Consider the following 13,564-nt stretch of genomic DNA (forward strand, 5'->3'; position numbering starts at 1 on the left):
CTTTCGAACCGCAGCGCCTGATGATCGTGGCCAGGATGACGAACCCCATGATTACGCTTGCCGAATGGCGGACCCGGGCGGCGACGGCGCTGCGCAACGGACGGATCGAAGACGGCATTACCGCCTGCCGCGCCGTGATCGAAGCGGACCAGGGAGATGCGGAAAGCTGGTACAATCTCGGCTATCTGCTGCGCTGCGACCGCCAGTTCGGCGAGGCGCTGGCGGCGTATGGCGCGGCGCTCGCCGCGGGGATCGATCGGCCCGAGGAGGTGCATCTCAACCGCGCGGTGATCCTCTCGGAATATTGCGGGCGGATCGGCGATGCGGTGATCGAATTGCACGCCGCGTTGGCGCTGGCGCCTACGTTCGTCGCGGCGTGGCTGAATCTCGGCAACCTTCACGAGGACGCCGGCGATCCGGCCGCCGCGCGCGAGGCTTATGCGCAGGTGCTCGCGCTCGATCCCGGCAATGGTCGCGCGCATGCCCGGATCGCGACGATCGACATTTTCGAAGGACACGCCGACGTCGCACTTCCGGCACTACGGCAGGCGCTCGCCCGTCTTGGCCTTTCGCCAGCCGACGCGGCCGAAGCCGGGTTCGCGCTCGGCGCGGCGCTCGATGCGCAAGGCCGGTACGACGAAGCCTTCGCGGCGTTTGCCGCGGCGAACCGGGCGGCGCTGCAAGCCGCGCATCCCGGCTATCGTTACGATCCGCGGCGACAGGAAGCGTTGATCGAGGCGACGATCGCGGCGACGCCCCGCCCCATTCCGGCCGGCACCGACGATGCAGAACCGCCGATCTTCATCTGCGGCATGTTCCGATCGGGCTCGACGCTGATCGAACAGATGCTCTCGCGTCATCCGCGCATAACCAAGGGCGGCGAACTGGAGATCGTGCCCGCCTTCGCCGCCGCGCTGGGGTCACCCGAGGCGCTGCGGAATCTGCCCGCCGCGGCGCTCGCGACGATGCGCGCGCAATATCGGGACGAAGCGTACCGACAATTCGGCGACGTCGATCGTCTCACCGACAAGCGACCCGACAATTTCCTGCACATCGGCCTGATCAAGCGTCTGTTTCCGAACGCAAAGATCATCAACACGACGCGCAATCCACTGGATATGGCGCTGTCGATCTACTTCCTCTATTTCGACGACAGCATCAGCTACGGCCACGATCTGCGCCATATCGCGCATTGGGTGGAGCAATATCGACGGCTGATGGCGCATTGGCGCAGCCTGTATCCGCACGATATCTTGGATGTGTCCTACGACCGGCTGGTCGCCGATCCCGGTCCGGTGATGGCAGAGGTTCTCGCCTTCTGCGATCTGCCCTGGGACGATGGCGTGCTGCACCCCGAACAGGCCGACGGTCCGGTGCGGACCGCCAGCGTCTGGCAGGTTCGCCAGCGGCTGCATCAGCGCTCGTCGGGCCGCTGGCGCCATTATGCGCGCCACCTGCAACCGCTGATCGCGACGCTGGGCGGCGACGTCTAGGGCGCGACGCCGCCCTGGCCGGTGATATGGAAGACCTGCCGGAGCATCGTCTGCTCCGCCGGGGTCAGATGCGGGTTCCAGACGTCGAAGATCAGCACGATGCGCGGCGCGTCGCTGTCGTTCCATGCCTCGTGCTCGATCGTGTCGTCGAAGGCGAACGCCTCGCCCTCGCGCCACGCACGCGTTTCGCCGCCGACGCGGAAGCGGCATTGGTCCGGCACGACGAGCGGCAGATGCACGATCGCCCGCGTATTGGTGACGCCGGTGTGCGCCGGGATATGCGCGTGCGGGCGCAGGATCGAGAAGAAGGCGGTCGGCGCCTTGCCGGGAATGTCGCTCTGCGGCACCGCGGCGAGCGCGGCGGCGGTCTCGGGGCAGCGCGCGCAGACCGCATCGTTGCGCACGCCATATTCCCATAGGAAGCAGGCGCTCCAATCGGCGTTGCCGTCGAGGCCCGACCAGCGGTTGGCCGGCGTCCCCGCCGCCTGACGCACATAGGGGCGGATCGCATCGCTCCCGTCGCGCAGCAGCGCCAGGGCCTCGTCGCGGATCGCCGCGGTCCGCGCCTCCAGCGCAGCGAACCACGGGAAAAGCGAGCGTTCGAAATATTCGTCGGCGGGCAGGAAGGGAAAGTGCACGCCCGCGCATTGGTTGGCGTAGATCGCCCGGCGGCCCAGCATGTGATCGACGCACGCCGCCATCCGCCGCGATACCGCGTCGCCCAGCGCGCCGTCGATCTCTCGCCCGAGCCGCTCGGTATGATCTGCCAGGAAGGCGCGGCCGCGGGCGAGCGCCTCGTCGACCGCCGGCGGCCGGTCGGGCATCGCCGCCGCCATCTGCACGATGCCGGACCATCCCTGCGCCGCTTCCACCTCGCGGCCGCGGCGTTGATGCAGCTCGGTCATGCGCAAGTGCGCGGTGAAGTTGCGCTGATCGATCGCCAATGCGGCCTCCAGCGCGCGTTGCTCGTCCTCATCGCGCCCCATCATGCGATAGACCGTCGCCTGGTTGACGTGCAGCACGGGTTCGCCAGGATCGGCGGCAGCAGCGGCGGCGAAGCCGGCCAGCGCCCGTTGCAGGTCGCCGTCCGCCATCGCCCGCATCGCACGCGCATTGAGCAATTGCGGATGCGCCGGCGCGAGGGCGAGCGCCTGGTCGAGCAGCATGCGCTCCGCGGCGACATCGCCGCGCTGGCGGGCGGTCATCGCCTCGGTGGCGAGCGAATGGGCGCGCTGAGGTAGATCGGTCATCGCGTCAGGCTCGATCCAACAAGGTGGTAAGTCCAGATAAAAAAAGGGGCCGCCCGAAGGCCGCCCCTTGAGTCCGTTCGACGGACGGCGGCGCTTAGAAGCGCAGCTTGCCCGACACGGTGAACAGGCGACCCAGCACGTCGTAGGTCGACGGATAGGTGTTGCCGCTGTTGTAGGCGGTCGAACCGGCCGTCGAACCGACCAGAGGCGGCTTCTTGTCGAGCAGGTTGCGCACGCCTGCGGTGAAGGTCAGGTGATCGTTCACCTCGATCTGCGCGGTCAGATCCAGATAGTTGTACGCCTTGATCTGGTTGAAGTTGTAGGTGCCGCCGGCGAGCGGCGTCGGCCCGGTGACCACACCGCTGAACAGCGGCGTCGTGACCTGACGTTGCACCGCGTCGGGGGCCAGCGCTTCGTACCGCACCTTGCCGATATGGCGCCACAGCAGCGACAGCGTCGCCGGACCGAAGGTCAGGCTGGTGCGCTGGTTCCACTGGAACTCCGGCTGGATCGACGAACAGCTCGTGCTGTAATAGCCGACGCAGTCGCGATCATAGGCGGTCGGCGAAGCGCGGAAGTAATTGTGCGCCGTCCACGTGCCCTGGAAGCCGAGGTTGAGCCCGACATCGCCGAAATCACGCGCGTAATTGGCGTTGAGATCGATGCCGTCGGTGCGCAGGCGGCCACGGTTGGTGAGCGGCTGCGGCAGACCCGCCACCGTCGCGCTGGAGCCGCTGAGACCACCGTTGGTCGCGTTGCGGCGGATTCCCGTGCACGAGGCCGAGGTGGCCTGCGCCGCGGTGATCGCCGAGGGGTTGGTACCGAAGCATTCCGACAGGATATCCGCCGGCGTGGCCGAGGTGATCGCGTTCTTCACCTTGATGTTGAAATAGTCGACCGCGATGCTCAGGCCCGGCACGATACCGCGCGGCTGCACCACGACGCCGAGCGTGTAGGTGTCGGCCTTCTCCGGCAGAATGGAGGGGCTGCCGCCACCGGTGACGTTCGGCTGGCCCGCCGAAGGCTCGGGGATGGTGCCGATCGCCGATACCGGTGCACCCTGCGCGACGCAGGCGGCGGCGAGGTTGGCGCTGGCGAGCGGACGCGCACCGACGCAGGGGTCGAGACCCGGCGACAGATTGTCGAGCCCCGTCGAGGACGGCGAGAACAGTTCGGCGATGTTGGGCGCACGGACCGCACGCTGGTAGACGCCGCGGAACTTGATTTCCTTGACCGGCTCGAAGCTGCCGCCCGCCTTGTAGGTGGTCGCGTTGAAGCTCGGGTTGTTCGCCGCCTGCACCTTATAGTCGGAATAGCGGATGCCCGCTTCCAGCGTCAGCGAGTGGAAGAACGGCTTGTCGGCGACGAGCGGCGCGATCAGTTCGCCGAACACTTCGCGCACGTCGTAGCTGCCCGCGAACGGCAGCACCGCACCGCCGGCACCACCGAGCTCACCCGGCGACAGCGCATAGGCGTCGGGATCGCGGCGATAGCTGTACTTGCGATATTCGGCACCGGCCGCAAACGCGATCGGCTCGCTGGCGAACGGCGAGGTCGTGCCGAAATCGCCGTTGAACACCGCCTTCGCCTGCGACAGCGCGGTGTGAATCTGGATCGTGCTCTGACCGTTCAGGAAGTTCGCCTGATCGGAGGTGATCGAACCCTGGGCGCCGAAGAGGTTGAGCGGCACGCAGCCGTTCGTCGTGACGGTGCAGCTCGTCGTGTTGGTCGCGTTCAGCGCCTGCTGGACGCGGCTGCGCAGGACGTAGCCCGACTGGGTCTGGTTCAGGTCGCTCTCGCCATACGCACCGAACACATCGAGCTTGAGGTGATCGGAGAAGCGCAAGCGCAGCCCCGCCTTATAGTCGAACATCGTCGTCGTGTAGGTCGAGACGCGCGGGCCGAGTTCGGTCGACCGGCGATACACCGCCGGCAGCGTCAGCGCGGCGTTGGTGTTGCAGGCGGCACCGAGCGCGACGTTGTTGATCAGGCAGAGCTGATCGCGCAGGCCCGACGGCAGATATGGATTGTAACCCGGCACGGTCAGCGCCTCGCCGAAGATACCCGACGGTGCGATGATCTGCTGGATCGTGTTCTTCGAGAACATGCCGCGCGTGTAGACTTCGAGATTGTCGTTGATCTCGTAGTTCGCCTGGCCGAAGATATTGTAGCGTTTGAACGGCGTGGCGAAGATGTTGTACGGGTTGAAGTTGAAGCCGCTGTAGAACGGCACGAGCGCGGTGCCGGCGGGATTGACCTGGACGACGCCCGTCGAGAGGCCGGCGCGCAACGCCTGCGCATTGGTGAAGCTGAGCGTGGTCGGCACGCCGGTGCGCGACGAGCCCGAGGCGACGCCGTTGCCCGAACCGATGCCATAGACCGAGATGTCGCGTGCACCCTGGTACAGGGGATCGGCTTCCTGATAGCCCAGGCTCAGCACCGCGTTGCCCCGGCCATCGTCGAAATTGGCACCGACGGTCAGGTCGGCACGGAAGTAGTTGGAATCACCGCGCTCGGTGATCTGCTGGCTGGCCGAAGCCTCCATCCCCGCGAAGTTCTTCTTGGTGATGAAGTTGACCACGCCGGCGACCGCATCGGCGCCGTAGGTGGTCGATGCACCACCGGTCAGCACGTCGACGCGCTGGACCAGCGCGGTCGGGATGTTGTTGAGGTCGACCGCGCCGCCGGCGGCCGCCGGGACGATCCGATCGCCGTCGAGCAGCACCAGGTTGCGCTGCGAACCGAGGTTCCGAAGGTTCGCGGTGAAGAAGCCGCCGGTGCCGTTGTTGACGGCCGAACCGATCGACGGCGTCAGGCCGGGAAGCTCGCGCAGGATCTGTTCGACGTTGTTGACGTTGCGCAACGTCAGCTCGTTCTCGGACACGGTGTTGACCGGGGTCGACGACACGAGGTTCGGGTTGCTGATCAGCGTACCCGTGACGACGATGTCCTGGCCTTCCGCCGCGGGCGGTGCAGCATTGGGATCGTCCGACTTCTGCTGGGTTTCCTGCGTCAGCGGCGAGGTCTGCGCCAAGGCAGGCGACCCGATCAATGCCACCCCAACGATCAGGGTCGTGTTCAGAAGATGAGAACGAAGGCTTAGCGTCATGAGATCCCCTTTGTGTCCGAGCCACCCCCCCGGGCGGCCCGATCGCACCGGCTTTTGTGGCTCGGTCGTGCTATTTTTGTTGCAGTGCGGTTGCATGCATACAATGAGGAATCGGTGTCCGTATCTGATTGTAAAACCATAGTGATATTTCCGTCACAATTGATCTGACAGCGGCATTGTCGTGTTTTTCGGCAACGAATGGAAACAAAGTTGCCCTAATTGTTAAGGATAGAGGTACGTCATGCTGACCTATCTGTTGCTCGCCGGCGCGCTGGCGGCGCCACCTGCAGGGCCGGACCTGCTGCAGACTTTCACCCAATGTCGGACAGTCGCCGATAATGGTGCGCGCCTCGCCTGTTACGATCGCGCTGCACAGGCGATGGATGACGCCCGCCGCAAGAAGGACATCGTCGTTCTCGATCGGCAGGAAGTCCAAAAAGCAAAGCGGTCGATGTTTGGCTTTTCGCTGCCCTCGATCAAATTGTTCGGCGATGGCGAGGACGACGAACAGTTGAAACAGTTGGTGGGAACGCTGCGATCGTCGACGGGACTGCCGGGCGGACTGATGCGCTTCACGCTGGATGACGGCGGCATGTGGGAGACCACCGAGCAGGCGATGGTGCGCCTGCGAGAAGGCGATGTCGTCACGATCAAGGCGGGGCCGCTCGGCAGCTATATCGCCAACGCACCGGGCCGGCGTGCAGTGCGCGTGCATCGGCTGCGCTGATCGCCGCGCTGGCCCGGCGCGACGCCGGCTGCCATAACCCTCGCACCCAATTTCAGGATCGGCCCGTCATGACCCGTCTCATAGCCGCGCTCGCCGCGCTGCCGCTGCTCGCCGCGACCACCGCCCCCGTGCAGATTCCGGCGGAGCGCCTCTCCGCCGACGTCAAGGTGCTCGCATCGGATGCGTTCGAGGGGCGTGCGCCGGGAACGCCGGGCGAAGCAAAGACCGTCGCCTGGCTGATCGACCAGTTCAAGGCGGCGGGGCTCGAACCGGGTGGCCCTGGGGGAAGCTGGACGCAGCCGGTGCCGCTGATCCGCACCCAATTGGGCACCGGTGCGGTGACGGCGAACGGCACCGCCTGGACGCAGGGGCGCGACGTCTATCTTTCGACCGTCCGCCCGGCGGCACGCGCGACGATCGCAAACGCGCCGCTGGTCTTCGTCGGCTACGGCGTCTCCGCGCCCGAACGGCAGTGGGACGATTTCAAGGGTGTCGACCTCAAGGGCAAGGTCGCGGTCTTCCTGATCAACGATCCCGATTTCGAGGCGACCGCCGGCGACGATGCCGCCGACCGGTTCGGCGATCGCCGGATGACCTATTATGGCCGCTGGACCTACAAGTTCGAAGAGGCGGCACGGCGCGGCGCGGTCGGCGCGCTGATCGTCCACGACGCGCCCGGCGCGGGCTATGGCTGGGCGACGGTCACCGCCCCCGGCGGCGAGAATTACGACGTCGCCGATCCGGCCGCCCCGCGGATCGGGCTGCAGGGCTGGATCGAGGGGGGCGCGGCGACGCGGCTGTTCGCCGCGGCGGGGCTGGACCTCGCGCAATTGCGCAAGGCGGCGCGACGGGCGGATTTCCGGCCGGTCGCGTTGCCGGGCACGGGCTTTGCCACAGATCTGCCGGTCACCGTGACGCGCGCGCAGAGCCGCAACGTCCTCGCCAAGCTGACCGGTCGCACGCGGCCCGACGAGACGATCCTCTACGGCGCGCATTGGGACGCCTACGGCATCGGCGCGCCCGATGCCTCCGGCCGGACGGTGCGACCGGGCGCGAACGACGACGCGCTCGGCACCGCCGGCGTGCTCGCGATCGCCCGCGCCGCGGCAAAGGCCCCCCGCCCCGCGCGGACGCAGGTCTTCGCGTTGTGGACCGGCGAAGAGCGCGGGCTGCTCGGATCGGAGACCTATGCCGCGCATCCGGTCTATCCCGCCGCCAGGACGGTCGCCAACCTGACGCTCGACATCCTCCAGACCGCCGGCCCGGCCCGCGACGTGCTGCTCGTCGGCGCAGGGCAGAATGCGCTCGAGGACCAGCTCGCCGCGGCGGCGACGGCGCAGGGGCGGACCGTCACGCCGGAGGCGCTGCCGGAGCGCGGCCTGTTCTACCGCGCCGACCATTTCTCGCTGGCGCGGCGCGGCGTGCCGACGTTGCTGCTGATGGCGATCAGCGGCGCGCCCGACCTCGTCACCGGCGGGCGCGCGGCGGGCCAGCAATGGCTCGACGGCTATATGCGCTGTTACCACCAGACCTGCGATGCCTGGTCGCGCGACTGGCGGCTCGACGGCGCGGCAGCGGATGTCGACCTGCTCCGCCGCATCGGTTTCGACCTCGCCAACGGCGATGCCTGGCCGGCATGGCGGCCCGGTTCGGAATTCAAGGCGATCCGCGATACGAGTGCCGCCGAGCGCGCGGGGCGCTAGGGGGATCGATGGCTCAGCCCGCGGGCGGCGGGTGGATGTTGGCGCAGTGGCGTTGAGGGATAAGCCGGATCGACCTTCACTGAGATTCCTCCCCCGCCAGGGGGAGGAATTTGCTCCGAAACCCTGAATGTCGATCCGGGCTAAGGATTGGCATCCTCGATCGTCATGATGTGAGGCTCCCCCAACCCATTTGCCCTGAGCCTGTCGAAGTACCTTGAGACTCAAGCCACTTCCACACACCCAACACCGCCGGGCCCGCGTCGCGTCGTCAAGCTCCAGCGCTCACATCAGACGGCCCGCGCGCGCTCCTCGACGATCCGTTCCAGCATCGACAGCGGCATCGCCCCCGCCTCCAGCACGTCGTGGAAGTGCTTGAGATCGAATTTATTGCCCGAAATCCGCCGCGCGGTGTCGCGCGCGCGCAGCCAGGCGGCGTGGCCGATCTTGTAGCTGCACGCCTGCCCCGGCGAGACGCAATAGCGCTCGACCTCGCGCTGCGAGCGCCCCGGGGCGAAGCCCACCGTCTCGACGAGGTAGCGGGTCGCCTGATCGTGGGTCCACCGCTTGGTATGGATGCCGGTGTCGACCACCAGCCGCGCCGCGCGGAACAGGAACGACTGGAGATAGCCCGCGCGCTCGACCGGCGAGGCATAGCCGCCCAGCTCGTCGGCGAGCTGTTCGGCGTACAGGGCCCAGCCTTCGAGATAGGCGTTGAAGAAGGCGATCTTGCGCAGGATGTGCGTCGGCGCACGCTGGGCGGTGGAGATCTGCAGATGGTGGCCGGGGACGCCCTCGTGATAGGTCAGGCTCGGCAGCGTGTATTTGGGCCAGTCGTTCACGCTCTTGAGGTTGATCCAATAGATGGCGGCGCGCGACCCATCCAGCGGGGCGCGGAAATAATAGCCGTTGGGCGCGCCGTCCTGGATCTCCGGTGCGACGCGGCGGATCTCCAGCGGCGCACCCGGCGGATTGCTGAACGCCTGCGGCAATTTCGCCTGCATCGCACGGACGCCGGCGTTGAGGCTGCCGATCAGGGCGGCGCGGCCCGCGTCGGTGTCGGCGAACAGCTGCGCCGGCTGGTGGTTGAGCTGGTCGAGCCGCGCGCCGACGGTGTTTTGGGTCAGCCCCTGCGCATGCAGGATGGTGTCGAGCTGCGCGGTCAGTTCCGCCACCTGTTGCAGCCCCATGCGATGCACCTCGGCCGGCGACAGCGACGTGGTGGTCGCCTGCGCCAGCGCGGCGGCGTAGATCGCATCGCCCTCGGGGATCGCCCAGATGCCCGCCGCGTCGCGCGCCGAGCCGCGGAGCTGGCGGATCAGCGCGATCTGGCGATCGAGCGCGGGATAGACCTGCGTCTCGACGATGCGCGTCGCGCGCGCCTGCCAGTCGCCGGCGATGTTGGCGGCGGTGGCGCGCCGGACCAGCGACTGGACGAGCTGGCTGTCCGCCGCCGCGGGGGCGCGCAGCTTGACCATCTGCCCGAGCGCCAGATCGAGCGAGAAATCGGGTGCCAGCCGGCCCTTGGCGGCTTCGCGACGCTGCACCTCGCTCTCGTTGTCGAGCTGGCGGCCCATCAGCGCGAGCCGGTCGAGATAGGCCTGCGCATCGTCCGCGGTCTTCACCGGATGGGTGGAATCGAGGAAATCGGGGAGCGAGAAATAGACGCCGTCCTGCTGCGAGATCGGATACGGCCCCTGCGGCGAGGACAGGCCGAACCGCTCGGGGCCGACCATGTTGGACTCGATGTTGTAGAGCACGACCTCGCGATCGATCCGCGCCCTAGCCGACAGCGATGCGGGATCGACCGCGGTGACCAGCGCGCGGGCGCGGCGGCTGCGCGCGAGATCGTCGGCGATCGCCCGATAGCTGTTGTCGCCCAGCGTATGGCGCAGGCCGGCATTGGCGCCGGTGTCGAGGCCCAGCGAGGTGGCGAATTCGGGCGCGGCCTGGACCGTCGCGGCGAGCACCTGATCGAAGGCGGCAGTGAGGCGCGCGTCGCCCGGCGCCGCCGCGGCCGGCGGCGGCGTCACGCCCTGCGCGAACACCATTCGCGGTGCGATGCCCAGTCCCGCAGCAGCGACACCGGACGTGAGAAACAGACGACGATCCATGCCGATAGCCCTTCGAAACAGGAGACGTCCGAAGGCTAGGCGACGATCATGCGGCGGCGCAAGCCCGCAGATCGGACGGGGAAAGCCAGCCTTCCCCGTCCGATCCGTGCGTCCTCAATAGGAGATGCGCACGCCCGCATAATAGCGGCGGCCGAGCGGATCGTAGGTGCCCGCATCGGTGTCCTGCCCCGCCGACGAGCCGATGTCCGCGATATACGGCGGCTTGTTGTCGAGCAGATTGTCGCCGCCGACGAAGAATTCGAACTTGTCCGCGGTGCGGAAGCGAAGCTGCGAATCGAGGTAGAATTGCGGACGGACGCGGACCGCCGGGTCCGAACCAGGCCGCTCGCCGGTGAGCTGATCGTCGACGCTCGCCTGGCTGAGCCAGGTGCCGGTGACGGTCAGGCCGACGCCCTGGATGTCGTACGAGCCGTTGATCGTGAAGCGGTCGCGCGATGCGCCGATCTCGCCGGCGAAATAATCGCGGTCCGATCCCGGTACGGGCACGGTATAGCCCGAGATCAGATGCGTGTACGACCCGCGCAGGCCGAGCGTACCGTCCAGTCCCCAATTGGCGAGGTTCTGGCGCCACGTCACCGTGGTGTCGACGCCCGACGTCTTGGTGCCGCCGCTGTTGCGATAGGTCGAATTGACCTGATCGATCGAGCCGGCGCTGTTGCCGCCCTGCGCGGCGGCACGGCGGACGACCTGGCTGCAATAGTCCTGATTGCCCTGGTTGTAGCATTGCGCCAGCGTGAACTGCAGCGGCGTGAAGACGATCGCGTCCTTGATCTGGACGTTGAAGTAATCGACGGTCAGCACGAAATTGCGCAGCGCGCTGATCGAGCGCGGGTTGATCACCACGCCGGCGGTGAAGCTGTCGCCCTTTTCCTCCTGCAAGCCGGTGTTGCCGCTGCCGAAGCTGGTGATGCCCTGCCGGTCGGACTGGCTGACGGTGAAGGTGCCGTTGTTGGCGGCGATGTTGGCGCGGACGCCGGCGGCGGCGAGGCACTGGGTGCCCTGCGTACCCGTCGACGCCAGCGTCACCCCGGCGCAGGGGTCGAGCAGGCCGCTCGGGAAATCCTGCTGCGCGGGCTGGAACAGCTCGTTGATGTTGGGCGCGCGCACCGAGCGTGCCTTGATCACGCGGAAGCGGATGTCCTCCACCGGCGCCCATTCGCCGCCGTAATTGTAGCTGAACGTCGTGCCGACCGTCGAATAGTCGGACACGCGCACGGCACCGCGCAGGCTGAGCGAATGGAAGAACGGCTTGTCCTTGATCAGCGGGACGATTGCCTCGCCGAAGCCTTCCCAGACGTGGAAGCGGCCGCTGGTGGCGGGCAGCGCGTTGTTGCCGTTCAGCCCCTGCTGGGTGAGCAGATCGAAGCTGTTGCTGCTGGTCTCACGACGATATTCGGTGCCGATGTTGACCCCGACCGGGTCGGCGCCGAACAGCGAGAACAGCTTGCCGGTGACGTTGCCGCCGAACACGGTCTGCGTCACCTTGGCATCCAGCGTCGTCGGCACGGCGAGATAGCCCGCGGCCGGTGCCAGCGTGCCGACACCATAGATGTTGGCGGGAACGCAGCCGGCGGCGCGGGCCGCCGGGTCGGCGCAGACCGCCTGGCCGGTGGCGGGATCGGTATAAGCGTTCAGCGCCTGCTGGAAGCGGCGGGTGTCGAACTGGCCCGTGCCTTCCTGATGCTCCTTGCTCTGGCCGTAGATGCCGTAGACATCGTAGCTCCAGCGATCACCGGCGAAGCTGCCGTTGAGCCCGCCCGCGACGCGGAACAGGTCGCGATCCGCCGAGCTGGTGCGATTGCCGAAATCGGCGAGACGGCGGTCGAACGAGACGTCCTTCAGGCCGTCGCCGTCCGTATCGGTCGCGGCGTTGAAGATCGTGTCCGGCACGAAGGGATTGCGGTAGGTCGTGCCGCCGACGACGGTCTGGATCGGCACGCGGTCGGTCGCTCCAACGACGCCGAAGGTCGAATCGAGCGGGAACGGCTCGATGACGGTGTTGACCTTGGTCTTGGCGTAATTGCCCTCGACCCACAGATTGGCGGCCGGCGACACTTCGAAATTGGCGCGACCGGCGGCGACGTAGCGCTCGACGGGCACCGCGAGATAGCGATAGTCGGACCGGTTGAAGCCGCCGCAGTCCCCATCGGTGCAATCGACCAGCGAGCCGGTGTTGTAGCTGAACGTCTGGTCGCCTGCGCGAACGCGGCCGCCGGGTGCGTAGGTCGAAAGGAAGGGCCGGAAGGGGTCGTTCGGATAGACGTCGTTGCTCGTCGAATCCACCGCGCTCGAACCGGCTTCGGTCGAGCGGTCGCGCTTCAGCACGGTGCCCTGCTTCGAATAGCTGCCGAAGAGCATGATGTTGCCGCGGCCGTCGGCGAAATTCTTGCCGCCGAGCAGGCTGACCTGACGGTCGAAGCCGTCGCCGCGCTGCGAGATGCCGACCTGGCCGTCGGCCTGAAGCCCCTCGAAATTCTTCTTGTAGATGATGTTGACGACGCCGGCGACCGCGTCCGACCCATAGACGGCCGAGGCGCCGCCGGTGAGCACGTCGACCCGGTCGATGAACTGGGTCGGGATGACGTTGAGGTCGACCGCCTGGCTGCCCGGCTGCCCCGAGACGAAGCGGCGGCCGTTGACCAGCACCAGCGTGCGGTCCTCGCCGAGGTTGCGCAGGTTGACCGTCGCGGCGCCCGCGCCCTGGGTCGCGAAGCTCGAATTGGTGCGGCTGATGCCGGGCGTACCGAACGACGGATTCTGCAACAGCACTTCCTGGACGTTGATCGCGCCCTGCTGCTGGATCTGCTCGGCACCGATTACCTGGAGCGGCGACGCCGAGGCGGCGGCGGGCGAGGCGATGCGCGAGCCGGTGATGACGATATCGCCCTGATCGGGGGCCTGCGCGCTGTCGTCGGCGGCGGGGGTCACGCCGGTCGCCGCGGGGCTGGCCGCCTGATCGTTGGTGGTCTGCGCCGGGGTTCCCTGCGTGGGCAGCGCCGTGTCCTGCGCCTGGACCGGACCGGCGACGAGCGCGCCGGCAAAGAGGGTGGAGGCCATCAGGCGATGGCGATACGCTAACTTCATACGGGAACCCTCGAACGAACTGACAGGAAGGACAGCAAATATGTCCTGCGCGTGCGGCGCTGCTAG

7 protein-coding genes are annotated in these 13,564 nt (G+C 67.5%); 3 read left to right on the top strand and 4 right to left on the bottom strand.

Annotated elements, in window-relative coordinates; genetic code table 11:
* The first annotated feature begins 47 nt into the window (after positions 1–47).
* Positions 48–1,493 (top strand): tetratricopeptide repeat-containing sulfotransferase family protein, encoded by a 1,446-nt coding sequence (locus tag ACLBWH_RS03235; protein ID WP_447796751.1) that lies wholly within the window; start codon positions 48–50, stop codon positions 1,491–1,493.
* On the opposite strand, the gene ACLBWH_RS03240 is transcribed toward ACLBWH_RS03235, so the two are convergent.
* Together ACLBWH_RS03240 and ACLBWH_RS03245 are read right to left on the bottom strand one after the other, a co-directional pair.
* Complete coding sequence (locus ACLBWH_RS03240; protein WP_447796753.1) at positions 1,490–2,743, bottom strand: aspartyl/asparaginyl beta-hydroxylase domain-containing protein; 1,254 nt, start codon at positions 2,741–2,743, stop codon at positions 1,490–1,492. The two genes, ACLBWH_RS03235 and ACLBWH_RS03240, sit on opposite strands and share 4 nt — an antisense overlap.
* Before the next feature lie 94 nt (positions 2,744–2,837).
* Complete coding sequence (locus tag ACLBWH_RS03245; protein WP_447796755.1) at positions 2,838–5,801, bottom strand: TonB-dependent receptor domain-containing protein; 2,964 nt, start codon at positions 5,799–5,801, stop codon at positions 2,838–2,840.
* 292 nt (positions 5,802–6,093) lie between these two features.
* Here ACLBWH_RS03245 and ACLBWH_RS03250 point away from each other — a divergent pair, with 292 nt between their 5' ends.
* Together ACLBWH_RS03250 and ACLBWH_RS03255 are read left to right on the top strand one after the other, a co-directional pair.
* On the top strand, positions 6,094–6,579 hold the full coding sequence (locus ACLBWH_RS03250; protein ID WP_447796757.1) for a hypothetical protein: 486 nt from the start codon (positions 6,094–6,096) through the stop codon (positions 6,577–6,579).
* A gap of 68 nt (positions 6,580–6,647) precedes the next feature.
* The gene (locus tag ACLBWH_RS03255) at positions 6,648–8,282 is read left to right on the top strand and encodes a M28 family peptidase (protein WP_447796759.1); all 1,635 of its coding nucleotides are present in this window, start codon (positions 6,648–6,650) and stop codon (positions 8,280–8,282) included.
* 287 nt (positions 8,283–8,569) lie between these two features.
* Here ACLBWH_RS03255 and ACLBWH_RS03260 read toward each other — a convergent pair whose 3' ends face one another.
* Both ACLBWH_RS03260 and ACLBWH_RS03265 read right to left on the bottom strand, forming a co-directional pair.
* Positions 8,570–10,393 (bottom strand): DUF885 domain-containing protein, encoded by a 1,824-nt coding sequence (locus ACLBWH_RS03260; RefSeq protein WP_447796761.1) that lies wholly within the window; start codon positions 10,391–10,393, stop codon positions 8,570–8,572.
* 114 nt (positions 10,394–10,507) lie between these two features.
* Positions 10,508–13,471, bottom strand: a complete 2,964-nt coding sequence (locus tag ACLBWH_RS03265) for a TonB-dependent receptor plug domain-containing protein (RefSeq protein ID WP_447796763.1) — start codon at positions 13,469–13,471, stop codon at positions 10,508–10,510.
* Positions 13,472–13,564: the final 93 nt, after the last annotated feature.

The sequence above is a fragment of the Sphingomonas sp. M6A6_1c genome, assembly GCF_053345135.1.

What these genes read in the sequence shown, in the direction of transcription:
- ACLBWH_RS03235 (WP_447796751.1), top strand. Translation starts at nt 48, where the DNA reads ATGATTACGCTTGCCGAATGGCGGACCCGGGCGGCGACGGCGCTGCGC.
- ACLBWH_RS03240 (WP_447796753.1), bottom strand. Translation starts at nt 2,743, where the DNA reads ATGACCGATCTACCTCAGCGCGCCCATTCGCTCGCCACCGAGGCGATG.
- ACLBWH_RS03250 (WP_447796757.1), top strand. Translation starts at nt 6,094, where the DNA reads ATGCTGACCTATCTGTTGCTCGCCGGCGCGCTGGCGGCGCCACCTGCA.
- ACLBWH_RS03255 (WP_447796759.1), top strand. Translation starts at nt 6,648, where the DNA reads ATGACCCGTCTCATAGCCGCGCTCGCCGCGCTGCCGCTGCTCGCCGCG.
- ACLBWH_RS03260 (WP_447796761.1), bottom strand. Translation starts at nt 10,393, where the DNA reads ATGGATCGTCGTCTGTTTCTCACGTCCGGTGTCGCTGCTGCGGGACTG.
- ACLBWH_RS03265 (WP_447796763.1), bottom strand. Translation starts at nt 13,471, where the DNA reads ATGGCCTCCACCCTCTTTGCCGGCGCGCTCGTCGCCGGTCCGGTCCAG.